General features: G+C 43.0%; 9 protein-coding genes, 1 tRNA gene and 1 pseudogene. 7 read left to right on the top strand and 4 right to left on the bottom strand.

The genetic code is table 11. The annotated features are described in order from the left end of the window. Positions 1-17 precede the first annotated feature (17 nt). From ACTHSP_RS00805 to ACTHSP_RS00820, 4 genes are all read right to left on the bottom strand, one after another. A complete protein-coding gene (locus ACTHSP_RS00805; protein WP_314512249.1) occupies positions 18-1,469 on the bottom strand; it encodes a DASS family sodium-coupled anion symporter in 1,452 nt (483 codons plus the stop codon). Positions 1,470-1,682: 213 nt separating this feature from the next. Then, positions 1,683-2,936: a complex I 51 kDa subunit family protein gene (locus tag ACTHSP_RS00810; protein WP_440345455.1), complete on the bottom strand. Its 1,254-nt coding sequence runs from the start codon at positions 2,934-2,936 to the stop codon at positions 1,683-1,685. Beyond that, positions 2,933-4,561 (bottom strand): FAD-binding protein, encoded by a 1,629-nt coding sequence (locus ACTHSP_RS00815; protein WP_314512252.1) that lies wholly within the window; start codon positions 4,559-4,561, stop codon positions 2,933-2,935. Before ACTHSP_RS00815 ends, ACTHSP_RS00810 begins: the two co-directional genes overlap by 4 nt. Further along, a complete protein-coding gene (locus tag ACTHSP_RS00820; RefSeq protein ID WP_314512254.1) occupies positions 4,561-5,199 on the bottom strand; it encodes a 2Fe-2S iron-sulfur cluster-binding protein in 639 nt (212 codons plus the stop codon). The genes ACTHSP_RS00815 and ACTHSP_RS00820 overlap by 1 nt, the downstream gene beginning before the upstream one ends. 854 nt (positions 5,200-6,053) lie before the next feature. On the opposite strand from ACTHSP_RS00820, the gene ACTHSP_RS00825 reads away from it, so the two are divergent. From ACTHSP_RS00825 to ACTHSP_RS00855, 7 genes and pseudogenes are all read left to right on the top strand, one after another. Beyond that, on the top strand, positions 6,054-7,577 hold the full coding sequence (locus ACTHSP_RS00825; RefSeq protein WP_003746217.1) for a fumarate hydratase: 1,524 nt from the start codon (positions 6,054-6,056) through the stop codon (positions 7,575-7,577). Positions 7,578-7,730: 153 nt separating this feature from the next. Then, positions 7,731-7,807 (top strand) — tRNA-Pro (locus tag ACTHSP_RS00830). A 73-nt stretch (positions 7,808-7,880) separates the two neighbouring features. Then, positions 7,881-8,406 (top strand): annotated as a pseudogene (locus tag ACTHSP_RS00835) (transposase); the annotation flags it as partial. Between the two features lie 322 nt (positions 8,407-8,728). After that, positions 8,729-12,007: a helicase-related protein gene (locus tag ACTHSP_RS00840; RefSeq protein WP_440345456.1), complete on the top strand. Its 3,279-nt coding sequence runs from the start codon at positions 8,729-8,731 to the stop codon at positions 12,005-12,007. Continuing rightward, a complete protein-coding gene (locus ACTHSP_RS00845) occupies positions 12,004-12,672 on the top strand; it encodes a DUF4391 domain-containing protein (protein WP_440345457.1) in 669 nt (222 codons plus the stop codon). Before ACTHSP_RS00840 ends, ACTHSP_RS00845 begins: the two co-directional genes overlap by 4 nt. Positions 12,673-12,698: 26 nt before the next feature. Next, positions 12,699-14,768: a site-specific DNA-methyltransferase gene (locus tag ACTHSP_RS00850; RefSeq protein ID WP_440345458.1), complete on the top strand. Its 2,070-nt coding sequence runs from the start codon at positions 12,699-12,701 to the stop codon at positions 14,766-14,768. A gap of 16 nt (positions 14,769-14,784) precedes the next feature. Further along, positions 14,785-17,946, top strand: coding sequence for a type III restriction-modification system endonuclease (locus tag ACTHSP_RS00855; RefSeq protein ID WP_440345459.1), 3,162 nt, complete (start codon positions 14,785-14,787; stop codon positions 17,944-17,946). Positions 17,947-18,023: the final 77 nt, after the last annotated feature.

An 18,023-nucleotide genomic window follows, 5' to 3' on the forward strand; every position in this document is an offset into this window, starting at 1 on the left:
TTCAATCGGCTAAAGGATTACCAATAGCCCAAGGCTTTCCACCACAAGATGCCGACAGTGCTGAAAATCAGAATTTCGACCACACTCATGATGAAGCCGGCTTTCCACCATTCGGTCATGTTGACGTAGTTCGAGCCGTAAATGACAGGTGCAGAACCAGTGGCGTAGTGGGTCAGCGACATCATGATGCCGGTAGCGGCTGCCATAACCAGGGCAAACAGCATCGGTGGTGCGCCCAAGGCCAAGCCTGCGCCGTAGAATGCGCCGAACATGGCGGTAACGTGTGCCGTACCGCTGGCGAAAACGTAGTGGGCGTAGAGGTAGGCCAGCATCAACAGGGCGCAACCGGCTTCCCAACCCAAGCCCATATGGGCGATACCGCTTTGCATGGAGTCGGACAACCAGCTGATGAGGCCCAGTTTGTTGAGGAAGTTTGCCATCATCACCAAGGCCGCAAACCAAACGATGGTATCCCACGCGCTTTTTTCTTTTAGCGCATCTTCCCAAGTCAGTACGCCGGTCAAAAGGCACAGGCTCAAGCCGAGGAAGGTGGTGGCGGTAGCATCAACTTTCACGCCGAACAGCATCTCGGGAATACCCGCCCACAACAGCAGCAGAACCAGGAAAATGCCCAGCATGATTTTTTCTTCACGCTTCATCGGCCCCATGGCAGCCAAATGCTCTTTTGCCAATGCAGTGGCGTTAGGGGTTTGTTTGATTTCAGGCGGATACAGGAAGTACAGCACCAGCGGCATCAGCAGCATGGCAAGCAGGCCGGGTACGACCATCGCCAAGAACCAAGTACCCCAAGAGAGTTGGATTTGCGAATTGGTGGCTTTGGCAACCAATTCGACTACCAGCGGATTGGGGGCGGTGGCAGTGATAAAAATCAGACAGGTAATCACATTGGAGTGGAAGTTGACCAGTGAAAGGTATTTACCGATTTTGCCTTCCGTACCTTTTTCAGGGTCGGAGTCGAAGCTCAGTGCGATGGATTTCATAATCGGATGCACGATCGCACCGCCGCGTGCAGTATTACTTGGCGTTACTGGACCGATGACCAAATCGGCAAGCGCTAAGCTGTAACCTACGCCCAGCGTGCGTTTGCCGAAGAGGGAAATCAGCAGGTAGCCGATACGCATACCCAAGCCGGTTTTCAACAGGCCGCGCGAGATAATGATGGCGATACCGATCATCCAGATTAACGAGTTGTTGAGGCTGCTCAGTGCGTCTTTGGTCGCGTCGGCGGCTTTTGCGTTGGTCACGCCGGTCAGTGCAACCAAAGTAATGCCCAAAATCGCCATTGCGCCGATAGGCATGGCTTTGCCGATGATGCCGGCAATGATGCCGACAAACAATGCCAAAAGATGCCATGCGTCAGGCGATACGCCTTGAGGAACGGGGATAACGAACCAGATAAGCAGCGTCAGCACAAGTGCGACCGCAGCAGGAATTGGCTTGAAGCCCATGTTGAATCTCCTAATTTGAGGATTGAAGTATTGGGAAATCTGTTTTTAGACGGCCTGAGTGTTGCTTAAGCTTGTCTGAACGTGTTTTGGTAGGTTCGGAAGGTATTTTTCTTATTGGGTTTCTCTTCCATCTTGGAAAGAAGAGAAAGGGAGTTTGGTATTGGTTTTTCAGACGGCCTTTACAGTAACAGGCCGTCTGAAAACAACGCCGTTTTACTCCTGTTCTTGCGGCAGGCCGTACTCTTCGGGGAAGGTGCGCAGCGAGCTTTGCAACACGGTAACTGCGCCGTCAATCAAACCGCAACGGCCGCTTCGTGGCAACAGTTGGCACAGGCTTTGCAAGGCGCGCAGGTCGTCGGGAGTGCCGATGCCGGTGTCCACGCGGTTGAGCAGGCGGGAAAGCTGGAATGTGCCGCCTTTGCAAGGTGGGCATTGACCGCATGAGTTGGAAGCGAAAAATTCCACATATTCGGCCACTTTGCGCACCACACTGGTGCCTTCGGAAATCACAATCATCGCGCCGGTACCGAGGCTGGATTTGCGTTCGCGTACGGAAACGAAGTCCAAAGGCACATCCAAATCTTTGACAGTTAAAAGCGTGTTTGACGGGCCGCCGGTAAATACGGCTTTAAACGTACGGCCTTCAAGCATACCGCCGCCGTGATCGTAAATCAGTGATTGCAGGGTCGTGCCCATTGGCAGTTCGTACAGCCCCGGATTCAATACGTCACCGGAGAGTGAGTAGAGTTTTGTGCCTGCGGCATCGCCCAAACCCAAAGATTTGTACCATTCCGCGCCTTTGGCAAGGATTTGCGGAATATTGGCGAAGGTTTCGGTATTGTTGATAAGGGTCGGCTCACCGTTGACACCGCTTTCGGCTGGGAAAGGCGGCTTGCGGCGGGGGAAGGGGAAACCACCTTCCAACCATGAAATCACGGCAGTTTCTTCGCCGCCGATATAACGTCCTGAAGTTTCAACCAGTTGTAAGTCCAAAGGTTTACCCAAGTAGTTTTCGATACGGATAAACAAATCGCTGTTTTTCCATTGCTCGATGGCCGGTGTGATGGAAGTGATGGATTCGGTTTGATGAGGGTTGACGTACAGAATCGCTTTGTTGGCACGACAGGCAACGGCGGCAATCAGAACTCCTTCGATGACTTGGTGCGGTGTATTTGCCAGCAGTACACGGTCTTTAAATGTACCCGGTTCGTCTTCGTTGGCATTGCAGACAACGTATTTGTCGCCATTTTTGCTTTGGGCGGCAACGGCGGCCTCCCATTTGCGCCAAGTCGGAAAACCTGCACCGCCCATACCGCAAAGATTGGCATCTTGCAGTTTGGAAACAATGCTTTGAGGATCGGCAAGCGCAGCCAGCAGGCCTTCGCCGCCGCCGACTTTGCGCCACGCGGCTAAATCCGCGCCGACTTGGCGGGAAGGATGCAGTAAGTTTTGATTGGCTTGATTCATGATTGTTGCTCCTGCAAACCGGCGTGTTCGCGCAAATCGAATTTGCCGTAGTCGGGATATAAAACGGGGGCTTTGATGTCGCTGGTCAGACCGGCGCGGGTCATTTCGCGTTGCAGGTCGTGGACGTGGCCGACACCGCCGCGCACTTTTTTCAGCGGCAGGCCGCAATTTGCTGCGGCTTTACCGGCACGGCGGCCGAAGCTGATGATGTCCAAAAGCGCATTTCCCATCAGACGGTTGCGGCCGTGAATACCGCCGGTTACTTCGCCGGCGCAATAGAGGCCTTCGACGCAGGTTGCGCCGTCGCCGTTGATTTCGATACCGCCGTTTTGATAGTGCAGAGTCGGATGAATCATGACCGGCTCAACGGCAGGGTCGATGCCGCATTTATGGGCAACGTGGCCGAGTGTTACTAGACGGTTCAATACGTCAGGGTCGTTAGCAATCAGGCGCGGGGTGTCGAGGAACACGCCGACTTGTCCGTCGCGTACCACGCCGCGGCCTTCGCGGCATTCGCGCAGAATCGCAGCGGCAACAACGTCGCGCGGTTGCAATTCGTCAACGAAACGTTCGCCCAAACCGTTGACCAGTTTGGTCCCTGCAGAGCGCACGGCTTCGGAAATCAGCGCGCCTGCCAAGTGTGGAGGGTGGGCGACGCCGGTCGGGTGGTATTGGAAAGAATCGACATCGCGCAGTTTGGCGCCGATACGGTAAGCCATCACCAGGCCGTCTGCAGTCGCGCCATAATGGTTGGAAGTAGCAAAACCTTGCAAATGCAGGCGTCCGCTGCCGCCGGTTGCCAAGACCACAGCTTTGGCGTGAACCAATACCAAAGAGCGTTTTTCCAAATCGTACAAAATCGCGCCGACGCAGCGGCCGTGTTCGTCTGATAATAATTCGATAGCTGGGTGGCGGTTGAGCTGGGTGATGTTTTCGTCGAGTTCGACCGCCTCGCGCAGTACGCGCATCATTTCGAGGCCGGTAAAGTCGCGGTAGCTCAAAATACGCGGTACGGTCGTACCGCCTGCGCGTTTGCGGCTCAACATGCCGTTGCTGTCTGCGCCTTTGGCAAGATCGAAAGTCATGCCCAAGCCAATCAGCCAGCGGATGGCGGACGGCGCATCGGTAACCATTTGTGCCACCAATTCTTTTTTGCCGACGTTGTGGCCGCCTTTGATGGTGTCGTTAAAGTGTTGTTGCAGGCTGTCTTCTGCGCCGACCGCTGCTTGAATGCCGCCTTCGGCCATCACGGTATTGCTGTCGCCGATACGCAGTTTGTTCGCCATGATGACGCGTGCGCCAGCTTCAGTCGCAGACAATGCCGCTGCCGCGCCTGCACCGCCGCCGCCAATTACCAATACGTCAGTGTTCAAGTGTTCTGCGCCTGATAAATTATAGTCGTCAATCAGAGGCTGACTGATTAAGAGTTTGGCCAAATCAGGATGGCAGTAATCGCCTTGGTTTGGACCGATAGGCAGTTTCACACGCGCATTTGCCTGATAGTCAGGGTGAAATTGGCTCAGTAATTCGTTTTTTTCAGGTAAATCGCCACGCAGTTCCAATGAGGATGCACGCAGATTGGCAAGGGCGGTTTCGTAGTCTATGCCTTGGATTTTGTTAGCCATCACAGTGCCTCCTCTTCAAATTCGACTTTCATTTTGCCACTGTCGATTTCGCGCAGGCGGCGCATCAAATCCACCGGACGCAGCGTGCGTGCCGCTTTCATACGGCGGGCGAACAGGCCTAAGTGGTTCGGACGGATGTGTTCTGGGCAGGAGAGGGTGCAGAGGTTGCACATCACGCATTGGTCGAAGGTCAGCGCAGCCGCGCCGAAATTGCCGGAAACTACCTGCGCTACGCCGTTTTCCACTTGCAAACCTTTAGGACAGGCGCGATTACAGCCGCCGCAATGACGGCAGTTTTGCGCTTCTGGGAAGGCTTTGGCGGTATCGTCCAACCAGTTCCAGCCATCACCAATTTCGCCGACGTCGTAATATTGGATGTGCTCCGGAATAAAGTAATCCAAGAAGCTGACCTGCATGCCTTCTTCGACTTTAGTCTCGCATGCCAGTGCAGTTGTTACTTCGCGCTCGCCTTCTTTACGAATCATGCAGCGGCAGGAACCGCATACGCCTTGACCCATACAGCCGACATTGGCAGTAATCGCATTGCCTGAACGGGCATAGGCTTGGATGATTGACGAGTCGGCGGAAGCTTTGACTTCATGGCCGTCTATGGTCAGGGTTAACAAATTTTCACTCATGGTTTGTTCCTGTGAAATTGGAAGTTGGAATAGTGGGTAATTTGATTAATTGTATTTTTATTACATTTATTGCGTATGAGGAAAATATCCAAGTGATTTACTCAGAAATTCTTTTAAAATCAATGTTTATCTATATAAGGCGAAGTGTATCAGAATTTGTTGAATTTGATGATAGGGAGGGATTAGCCTTGCTTAAGGAAGAGATTGTAAACAAAATGTGCCTATTATTTGGGCAAATTCAATATTTTTATTTGATTATAAAGGTAAAATAAAATTACTTTTTTAGTATAAATTTAAAAATATTAATTCATTCGCTAGTAGAAATCATTATTACATATTAGATAATTTTGCATAGATTGTTGTATATATTGAATAATATTTAGGTATATAAGCAAGTGAAAAGATTGTTATAAAATTTCAGAAAATCAAACAAGTTTGATATCAGTCAAGAAGGTTGAGGGAGAAAATGGCACAGATTTTATAATTATGTATTGTTTTGGAAAATAAGAAAGGCCGTCTGAAATTTAGGTAGTTCCCTTTTTAATACAGGCTACTAAATTTCTTTTTTAGATGCTTAAGACAAATATTTTCAGACGGCCTTGCAATAAGATTATCATTTAAAAATAATGTAGTTTTATTTCTATGTAAGTGAATAGCTAGTAGATATGGGTTATCAATAACCAAGTGATTTAATATGTTATTAAATTCTATTTAAATCAATAAGGTATGAAAATGATATTGTCTGGATTATTCATTTGAAAGCACTATTACACTATTGAAGGCCGTCTGAAAAATCGGTCTCTTAAAAAATAAACAAACCCTTCCTACCATGACTCCCGAAAAGGAACACAATCATGACCGTCATCAAGCAAGAAGACTTTATCCAAAGTATTTTCGACGCTTTCCAATTCATCAGCTACTACCATCCTAAAGACTACATTCAGGCTTTATACAAGGCTTACCAAAAAGAAGAGAACCCTGCCGCCAAAGATGCAATGGCGCAGATTTTGGTCAATAGCCGTATGTGTGCCGAGGGCCATCGTCCGATTTGTCAGGATACCGGTATTGCGACCGTATTCTTGAAAGTGGGCATGGATGTACAGTGGGATGCCGAGATGAGCGTACAGGAAATGGTTAACGAAGGCGTACGCCGTGCATACACCTATCCTGACAACAAACTGCGCGCCTCCGTATTGGCCGACCCGGCTGGTAAGCGTCAAAATACCAAAGACAACACGCCTGCCGTTGTACACATGGAAATAGTAAAAGGTGACAAAGTCGAAGTTACTTGCGCAGCCAAAGGTGGCGGTTCTGAAAACAAAACCAAAGTTGCCATGCTCAACCCTTCAGACAATATCGTTGATTGGGTCTTGAAAACCGTTCCTCAAATGGGTGCCGGCTGGTGTCCTCCGGGCATCTTGGGCATCGGCATCGGCGGTACGCCTGAAAAAGCAGTATTGATGGCCAAAGAAAGCCTGATGAGCCATATCGATATTCAGGAACTCAAAGAAAAAGCCGATTCCGGTGCAGAATTGTCTACTACCGAAGCCTTGCGCTTGGAACTCTACAAAAAAGTAAATGCCTTGGGCATCGGCGCACAAGGTTTGGGCGGTTTGAGCACCGTGCTGGATGTCAAAATCCTTGACTACCCAACCCACGCGGCTTCCAAACCGATTGCCATGATTCCAAACTGCGCGGCTACCCGCCACATCGAATTTGAATTGGACGGCTCAGGCCCGGCCAAACTGGAAGCCCCGTCTTTGGAAGACTGGCCGGATCTGACTTACAGCCCTGACAACGGCAAACGTGTCGATGTCAACAATCTGACCAAAGAAGAAGTGGCTACATGGAAAACCGGCGACGTATTATTGTTGAACGGTAAAATCCTGACCGGCCGTGATGCCGCGCACAAACGTTTGGTTGATATGCTCAACAAAGGCGAAGAATTGCCGGTAGATTTCACCAACAAACTGATTTACTACGTTGGCCCGGTTGATCCAGTCCGTGACGAAGTAGTTGGTCCGGCTGGTCCGACTACTTCCACCCGTATGGATAAATTTACCCGCCAAATGCTGGAACAAACCGGCCTCTTGGGTATGATCGGTAAATCCGAACGCGGCGCAGCAACTTGCCAAGCCATTGCCGATAATAAAGCCGTTTACCTGATGGCTGTCGGCGGCGCGGCATATTTGGTTGCCAAAGCCATTAAAGCATCTAAAGTCTTGGCGTTCCCAGAATTGGGTATGGAAGCGATTTACGAATTTGAAGTCAAAGATATGCCTGTGACTGTTGCGGTGGATAGCAACGGCGAATCGGTTCACGCCATTGCACCAAAACAATGGCAGGCTAAAATTGGTATTATTCCGGTTGAAGCTTGATATTTGACTGAATAATCAGAGGCCGTCTGAACGATTTCAGACGGCCTTTTTTGCTTACAAATAATTCAAATGTTTTCAAACGAGTAAATTTCCTTTTCTAAAAAGCACTTGTCAAAATCAGCGTTTGAAACTAAAATTCACAACCTATCGAGTCGGAGTGTGGCGCAGTCTGGTAGCGCACTTGCATGGGGTGCAAGGGGTCGAAGGTTCGAATCCTTTCACTCCGACCAAAAAAAGATTCAAGGACTTAACCTGTTTTTCCGGTTAAGTCCTTTTTGTTTTTGCAAAGGTCTCAATTTGCAGTTGGAAATGTTTGACAGAGAGGTAGAAGTTGATGAAAGTTATTTTGGAGGACGATATAAAGGCATGACACTTCTCGAAAGTCGTCGTATTTGGGTTTTTGAAGCGAAATGATAAGGTTTACATCGTCACACCGTACCGAATACTAGAACAGCAACTTTGTTTTCCGTTATTTGTGAACAAGTTTAACCTAACAGGATTGTTTATGCAAATTGTTACCACAGTTATGATGTGTTAGACGTGAGTAATTTAGTTATTTATGAATCTAGCACAGCGTACATTTCGCTGAACGGCAAAACCATATTAACGGAATTAAGAACTTTGGGAACTAAGAAAAGTGCCATTTACGTAAGTTTAACGGTATTCTAAAAGAGCATTTTTAGCTATATTCAAAGGAGTGTGAATGGTGTTTTAAAACAGTTAAATGAAGCCTCAAATTTCTATTTTAAGACAAGTAGTAAAGAAGGAGTTGTTCTGGTTATCTAGGATAGATCCTAAATCTTTATATCTTTTGCATATATTAGTCTAGGGACGAATAATTGCATGTACAGACTATTGGTAATTTTAACTCTGACTCTCAGTGGTTAAGCGGTATCATAAATATTTAAATTTGAATAGAAAATTGTAGAAGCTGAGAGAATTTGGTCTTTGTAATTGGGCTGAATTTTTGATACTTTTTTAAGTTTATTCTAGTAATTTAATAGTATATAGTTTTGTTTCCTAAGCTCCAAATTTAAAAATAAGAAGTTAAGGCTGTTTAATATTTTGATTTATTGATCGTAAACTATTATAGTAATTAAAATTTTGTTATAATCTAATTAAATAATTATTCTTTTAATTAGGGATAGAGAATGAAGGTTATAGATAATATTAATCAATTGTTGGGTGAGGATTTAAAAGGAAATATTGGTTTAGAGTCTAAAATTAGTATTGCTTCATCTATTTTCTCTATCTATGCTTATTCTTATTTAAAAGAGGAACTAGAAAATATTGAGGAGTTGCGCTTTATTTTTACGTCTCCCACTTTTGTTCCTGAGCAAGCAGCCTCTCAAGAAAAAAAGGAAATCCGTGAGTTTACGATTGAGCAGAATAATCGAGAAAACAAATTATATGGTACAGAATTTGAAATTCATTTAAAAAATAAATTAATGCAAAAAGCTATTGCTCATGAGTGTGCGGAATGGATACGCAAAAAAGTCCAGTTTAAGTCGAATAAGACCAGTGCATTTATGCAAGATTTAATTGCAGTAGAGTCATCGCCTAATGAAGCAATTATTTATTTACAATCACAAGGGTTTACACCTGTTGGATTGGGTATAGAGCAGGGTAATGCTATTGGGAATATTGTAAGTTGTATTGATGATCTGCCTTTTAGCCAGCAGTATCTTAACCTTTTTGAACAAATTTGGCAGGACGAAAGCAAATTAGAAAATGTGACGGAGGAGGTCATTCGTCATATTGAATCAGTTTATGAAGAAAATGCGCCTAATCGTATTTATTTTTTAATTTTATATAATATCTTCAAAGAGTTTCTTAATGATATAAATGAAGATGTTATGCCTAACGATAGAACTGGATATCAAGAAACGCAGGTATGGAAACAGCTGTATAACTTTCAAAAAGATGCAGCTATCGGCATTATTAATAAATTAGAAAATTACAATGGTTGTATTTTGGCTGATAGTGTGGGTCTAGGGAAGACTTTTACAGCACTGGCAGTAATCAAATATTATGAATTACGTAATAAAAGTGTTTTAGTACTTTGTCCGAAAAAATTAGTAGCTAATTGGACAAATTATAATGCAAATTTAATTACCAATCCTTTTGCTAAAGATCGGTTTAACTATGATGTATTGTTTCATACCGATTTATCGAGAGATTCGGGCATAAGTAATGGCGTTGATTTAAGTAAAATCAATTGGAGCAATTATGATTTGGTTGTGATTGATGAATCGCATAATTTCCGTAATCGTGACACATTTAAATATCGGAAAACCCGTTATGATCGGTTAATGGATCAGGTAATTCAACAAGGCGTGAAAACTAAAGTCTTGATGTTGTCTGCTACACCGGTAAATAACCGCTTTACAGATTTGAAAAACCAGCTTGCTTTAGCTTATGAAGGTGAGTCTGGCAATTTAGAAAGTAAGATCAATACACAATACGACATTGAAACCATATTTCGCCGCGCACAAGCACAATTTAATTTATGGAGTAAATTGCCTCCTGAAAAGCGTAATACCCAGGCAATTTTAAAAATGTTGGATTTGGATTTCTTTAAATTGTTAGATAGCGTAACCATTGCCCGCTCACGAAAACACATCCAAACCTATTACGATACAAGCAGCATAGGTACATTTCCAACACGTTTAAAGCCAATATCCTATCAATGTGGTATTGCAACGGATGATAGCATCGATTTAAATCAAATTTATCAGCAATTATCTTCTATACGTATGTCTGTTTACGCACCTGTAAACTACATTCTGCCAAGTAAGCAGAAAAAATATGAAGAAAAATTTGATACTCGTACCGGCCGAGGTGGACATTTTACTCAAGCCGACCGTGAGCGCAGCTTGCAAGCCTTGATGACAACTAATTTACTGAAGCGCTTGGAAAGCTCTATACATGCTTTTCGATTGACTCTAACTACTATCCGCGACCAAATTACCAGTGTCTTGAAACGAATAGAAGACTTCAATAAAAACAAAACCAATAGCGAATGGGATATTGATAATAATTTAGCTGTTGAATTGGCTGAGGGTGAAGAAGGTAGTAGCGAAGACTACATTGGAAAACGATTAAAAATCAATTTAGCTGATATGGATACCTTGTCTTGGGCTCAAGATTTACAAGGTGATTTGGATATTGTAGATAATCTATTACAAACCATTGTTTCTGTTACTTATGAGAGGGACGCTAAATTACAACATTTAAAACAGCAAATTGCCCATAAGCTTGCCCAGCCAATAAATGAAGGCAACCGTAAAATTATCGTCTTTACGGCCTTTGCTGATACTGCAGATTACCTGTATCAAAACTTGGCAGAAGAGATGTTGGTAACGCATGGCATTCACAGCGCAAAAATTACAGGCACCAGTAACCAGTCCACCATTAAAACCATGCCAAACAATCGTGCAGGTTATGATATGCAGGGCTTACTGACTTTATTTTCACCTATATCTAAGCAAAAAGCAGATATCTTTCCGAGTGAGCAGCGAGAGATTGACTTATTAATTGCCACTGACTGTATATCCGAAGGTCAAAATTTACAAGATTGTGATTATTTAATCAATTATGACATTCATTGGAACCCTGTACGGATTATTCAACGATTTGGACGAATTGATCGAATTGGTTCACAGAATAGTGTTATTCAGTTAGTAAATTATTGGCCTGATATTAGCTTAGATGATTATATTAAGTTACGTGAGCGGGTGGAAAGTCGCATGGTAATTGCTGATATGGCAGGTACAGGCGATGATAACGTACTCAGCGCACAATCCAACGACATGGCCTATCGCCGTGAACAATTAAAACGCCTACAAGAAGAAGTATTGGATTTGGAAGATGCCAATGGTGGCGTATCCATTACTGATTTAGGTTTAAACGATTTCCGTATAGATCTGCACAATTATCTAGAAGCTAATCCGCAAATCAAGCGCTTGCCATTTGGTTTGCATGCTGTAGTGCCTGCCGATACCGAATTAGGATTATTACCCGGCGTGATTTTTGCCCTGCGTAGCCGTAAAGGACAAACTGAACGTAACCCAAACAACCGTATACATCCTTATTTTTTAACCTATATCAGTACCGATGGCGAGATTATTCAAAATTATACCGAAGCCAAGCATATTTTAGACATTATGCGTAAAATCTGCCGACCTCATGGCGAACCAATCCCTTCAGCTTATCATTCATTTAATAAGAGAACCAAAGATGGGCGTAATATGAAACACTATTCTGATTTGCTTGAAAAATCAGTGGCTGCGATTCAAAACCGTAAGATCGAAAGCGATTTAGACAGCCTGTTTTCCTCCCACCAAACAACAGCCTTAGAAAACGATACCGCAGGCAGCAATGATTTTGAACTGATTGGTTTTATCGTGATAGAAGAAGTAAGCAAATGAAACTTTACCAATATCCGCACAATGCTTATGTCGGTACCAATATTCCCAAAAACCGCCTTTATCAACAAGGAAAAGGAGGTGCAGCCATCGAGCAGCTATTTATCGACGAAATTGAGAGGATTACTTGGCAATTTAAATTGTCTGCCGCCACACTCAATCTTCAGGTTGATGAAAAACTTCCTGAATTTCAAATTTTCCACATACAGGCACGCGTACCGCAAATCAGCGAAAGCATATTGCACTATATCGATAAACAAATCCCTAGCCCAATTATTTTTGAAATAGAATACCACAACAAAATTACAGTGGCTGCTGCCTATAAGCGGATTAGCCTGGCGGATGGCAATAAAAGTGTGCAGGACCGATATTATTTTTCAGACGGCCTACCAGCTGATACAAGCCGTCAACCGTTGCCGTTTTATCTTAAACTCAGCGATTTATACGCCCATTTAATCGACCGATTATTACCGTTGTCTGCCAACGCCAATATCATGCCGTCTGAAAATATTCAGCAACGATTGATTCAGGCGCAAGAGCATCAGCAGTTACAAAAACAAATCGACCAACTCAAAAGTCGAATCAAAAAAGAAAAGCAATTCAACCGCCAAGCTGAGCTTAATCAGCAGTTGGCACATTTAGAACAAACATTAAACCAATTCAAGTAACCGCAAAAAATTCAAGGAAAACCATCATGACAAGCAAACTTAAAATGCACAGCCTAGATTTAACCGAAGACAACATCGCGAAAATCGCCACACTGTTTCCCAACTGCATTAGTGAAAGCCGTGATGAACAAGGTCGTCTGAAACAAGTGGTGGATTTTGATTTGTTGCGTCAAGAATTATCCGACGTAATTGTCGAAGGCGAGCAAGAGAGATACCGCTTGGATTGGGTGGGCAAAAAAGAAGCCATACTTGCCGCCAACGCGCCAATAGCCAAAACCTTGCGTCCAAGCCGCGAAGAAAGCGTCAATTTCGATACCACAGAAAACCTATTTATCGAAGGCGACAATTTAGACGCGCTCAAACTTTTGCAGGAAAACTATCTTGGCAAAGTCAAAATGATTTATATCGATCCGCCTTATAATACAGGCGAAGATTTTATTTACAACGATGATTTTGCCGAAAGTAGTGAGGAATTTTTTGTCCGTTCGCAGCAATTTGATGAAGAAGGTAACCACCTGATTGCCAATACCGAAAACAATGGCCGTTTTCATTCCGATTGGCTTTCTATGATGTACAGTCGTCTAAAACTTGCACGGAACTTATTAGTAGATGATGGGGTAATTTTTATTTCTTGTGATGATAATGAGCAGGCAAACTTAAAGCGGATGTGTGATGAAATATTTGGTAGACAGCATTTCTTGACTACCATATCTGTCAAATTGTCCGAAGCAACAGGGGTTAAGATGGCTCACGTTAAAAAACGGATTCCAAAATTAAAAGAATATATTTTATGCTTTAAAAAATCAGATAATATTTCTATTACTCCTATTATGGAAAATAAGTCTGAATGGGATAGTGAATATAAAACAGTTATTCTTGGTATTAATAAAGATGAATTAGAAAAAATAAAAATTATTGCCGATAATGAAAACAGAAGTAAGCATGATATCGTAGAAGTAAATAAAATTCTATCTAAGTGTAGCTTTGCTGCAGCTAGCCAAATTTGTAAGGATGAAACGGGAAAAGAGTTGAATGAGGAATGGTTATTTAAAAATGCTTATAGAATCATTCAGTTTGTTACAATGACTGGAGGAGCATTGCAACAAGCTAAAGAGATTAAATTATCAGGTTGCGTTGAGGGAGAAGCTTTTTCTATTATTACATCCAAAAATAAAATGTATTTCATTAGAACAGATTTTAACCATGAATCAGATTTACCAAGGAGCAAAATATTATTTGCGGATGAATATTTACAGGTGAACATAGGGGATTTTTGGAAGGATATAAAGACAACGGGTTTAGATAATGAAGGTGGCGTACCATTTAAGAATGGTAAAAAACCTCTTAAGCTTATAAAGCGCTTGTTAAGTTTAGTAACAAATCAGAATGACCTAATCCTAGATTTCTTCGCAGGATCAGCAACAACCGCCCATGCTGTCATGCAATTTAATGCTGAAGATGGAGGCAATCGTCATTTTATTATGGTGCAACTTCCCGAAGTAATAGATCTAAGTCACGCTACTACAGATAAAGCAAAGCAGCAAGCTAAACAAGCTATTAAATTCTTGGATGAAATATCTAAACCACATACCATTGCTGAGATTTCCAAAGAGCGTATCCGCCGTGCTGCCGCTAAAATCCGCGCCGATTTTGCTGATAAGCTACCTGAAAATTGGGATGGCGGTTTCCGCGTGTTGAAAGTGGATTCGACCAATATGAAAGAGATGTATTACCGCCCTGACGAGGTATCACAATCGGATTTATTGGATATGGTGTCGCATATTAAAGAAGACCGAAGCGGCGAAGATTTGTTGTTCCAAGTGATGTTGGATTGGGGCTTGCCACTGTCACTGCCGATTCAAGAGCGAGATGTGGACGGTAAAAAAGTCTATTTTGTCGGCGAAAAATCTTCGCTTGGCTATGCGCTGGCGGCTTGTTTTGATGAATTGAATGAAGCTGTTATTCAAGCTGTAGCCGCTGAAACGCCGCAAAAATTCGTTTCTGTTGAATATGCCATCAGTCAAGATGCGGATAAAACCAATATCAAGGAATGGTTCAAACAATTATCGCCTGAAACAGACGTGAAGTTTATCTAAGAAGGCTGAGTGAAAAATGGAAATTAAATTCAAGTCCCTCAAATATCAGGAAAATGCGGTTCAGGCTGTGGTGCAATGTTTTAAAGGGCAGCCTAAAAGTATGGGACTAAGCTACCGCCGTGATTTGGGTGTGCAAAAACCGGTCACTTCCGACATTCAGACGGCCTTGTTTGATAGGCCGTCTGAAAAACAGGAGATCTTGAGCGAACAGGGTTTTGCCAATGCGCCGATTCAGGATATGGATTTGGTGTTGAACAATATTCAAGCGGTTCAGACGGCCTCGGGTTTGAATAAATCATTGACATTGGTAACTGAAGATAAAGATAAAGGTAAAAAACGTAACCTGACTTCCAGTCCGCTCAATCTTGATGTGGAAATGGAAACAGGTACGGGTAAAACTTATTGCTATATCCGCACGATGTTTGAATTGAATAAGCAATATGGTTGGAGCAAGTTTATTATTGTGGTGCCGAGTATTGCGATTCGTGAAGGCGTAGCCAAAAGCATGTCAATGATGGCGGGGCACTTCCAAGAACAATACGGCAAAAAAGCGCGCTTTTTTATCTACGATTCCAAGTCCTTGCATAATCTCGACAGCTTCAGTTCAACCGCTGACATCAGCGTGATGATCATCAATGTGCAGGCATTTAATGCGACAGGTAAAGACAATCGCCGCATTTATGAAGAATTGGATGAATTCCAATCACGCCGCCCGATTGATGTGATTGCGAAAAACCGCCCGATTTTGATTTTGGACGAGCCGCAAAAAATGCAGGCAGATAAAACGCTGGAATCATTATCAAACTTTAAACCTCTGTTTATATTACGTTATTCTGCTACTCATAAGCGTCAATATAATTTGGTCCATCGCTTGGATGCGCTGGATGCTTACAATCAGAAATTGGTAAAAAAAATCAGCGTAAAAGGTATTGAGGTTAAGGGTTTATCTGGCACGCACGAGTATCTGTATCTGGAAAATATCTCTGTTTCTAAATCTGCACCAGTAGCGCATTTGGAAATTGAGGTAGAAACGCAAAAGGGTTTCAGACGGCAAACGCGTAAAGTGCAAAAAGGCGATAATTTGTATACGTTGTCGAATAATGCCGAGCAATATGCCGACCGCTATGTGGTAGTGGAAATTGATGCGCGCGCGGGTTTCGTGGAGTTTGAAAATGGTAAAAAGATTTATATCGGCGAGGCTTTGGGCAACGTTGATGAAAAAACCATGCGTACCATCCAAATCCGCGAAACCATACGTGCTCATTTGGATAAAGAGCACGCCTTATTTCACTTGGGTATTAAGGTGTTGAGCTTATTCTTTATCGATGAAGTGGCTAAATATCGTGTGTACGATGAAAATGGTACAGCACTCAATGGTGAATATGCGGAAATCTTTAAGCGCGAATATGAAGCTCAAGTGGCACACCGTCTGGCCGTTTTAGATTTGGAAGAAGACCCATATTGTGATTATTTACGCAGTATCGATGTAGATAAAACGCATAATGGTTATTTTGCAGTTGATAAGAAAACCAAGCATTTTGCTGACCCGAGCATTGATAATAAAGAAGAGCAACTATCCAATGATAGTGATGCTTATGATTTAATTTTAAAAGACAAAGAGCGCTTATTGTCTTTTGAAGAACCGACACGCTTTATTTTCTCGCATTCTGCCTTGCGAGAGGGCTGGGACAATCCGAATGTGTTTGTGATTTGTACGCTTAAACATTCGGATAACAGTATTTCACGTCGCCAAGAAGTTGGCCGAGGCTTGCGTTTAGCTGTCAACAGTAAAGGCGAGCGTATGGATGCGAATTATTTTGGTGTAATTAGTGAAGTACATAAGTTGAATAATCTGACTGTTGTAACCAATGAAAGCTATAAGGACTTTGTTAGTAAGTTGCAAACGGAAATACGTGAAAGCTTGCAATCGCGCCCAACCCAAGCAACGCCTGAGTATTTCAAAGATAAAACTTTTACACTTTCAGACGGCACCAAGAAAATTATTTCTTTGGAAGAGGCAAAACAGATTCATAAATATCTAACGCGCAATGATTATATCGATGATAACGATCATATCCTTCCTGCTTATCATGAAGCCAAAGATACTGGTACACTGGCAGAAATACCTGAAAATTTACAACCATTTCGGGAATCTATATTTAATCTGATTAACAGCATTTTTGATCCGAAATCGGTTGAAAGTATGACAGAAAATGCTAATAAAAATCAGCCGAATCCGATTAATCCAGAAAACTTAAGCCGTAAAGAATTTCAAGATCTATGGAGTAAAATCAATCAGAAAGCTGTATTCAAGATTGCATTGGATAGTGAGAAATTAATTAAAGATGTTGCGAAGGAAGTTGATAAAGTCGCACATGATCGAAATAACAAATTTGTAGAAACTTTAAGTTATACTGTATCCGGTAGCACGCAAAAAGATGAGATTTCTTTGGAGGCTTTAGAGAGCAAACAGGCTTTCGGTAAAGTACAAACTGAGAGGCTACAAGCGAATATATCCGTTCATTCCTCAGTAAAATATGATTTACTAGGCGAAATTGCTGAACAGACTAATTTAACACGGAAAACTGTTGCGCGTATATTACAAAGTATTAATGCTGCTGTTTTTAGTCAGTTTAAGCATAATCCGGAAGCGTTTATCCGTGAACTCAGCTTGATTATTAATCAGCAACAAGCACAAATGCTGTTACAGCATTTAGAGTACAGTTTGACTGAACAGCGTTACGAACAGAATGACATATTTATTAGTAATGAGGTTTCTCGTGATGCACTTAAGCTAGAAAAACATGTCTTTGAATATGCTGCGACAGATTCAAAAATTGAGCGTGAGTTTGCCCTTGCTTTGGATGGTGCTAAAGAGGTTGTAGTATATGCTAAGTTGCCAAACCGTTTTCAAATCCCAACGCCATTTGGTGCATATAATCCAGACTGGGCAATTGCCTTTGATGGAAATCAAGTGAAGCAAATTTACTTTGTTGCTGAGACTAAGGGGAGCGTAGATACTAGTCAACTACGTGAACAGGAGCACAACAAAATTAAATCTGCACGTAAGTTTTTCGATGAGTTAAACAAAAAACAAAATGCTTATGGCACGAAAGTACAGTATGATGTAGTTGATTCTTTTGAGCAATTAAGAGAGGTATTGTTTACTTCAGAATAGGCTATTCAGCTAAAAACAATTTTGCAACCTTGTAGGGTAGCATTATGGTAAAGGCTGTCTGAAAAATAACGGTAAAA

The organism is Neisseria sp. P0001.S005 (assembly GCF_051963715.1).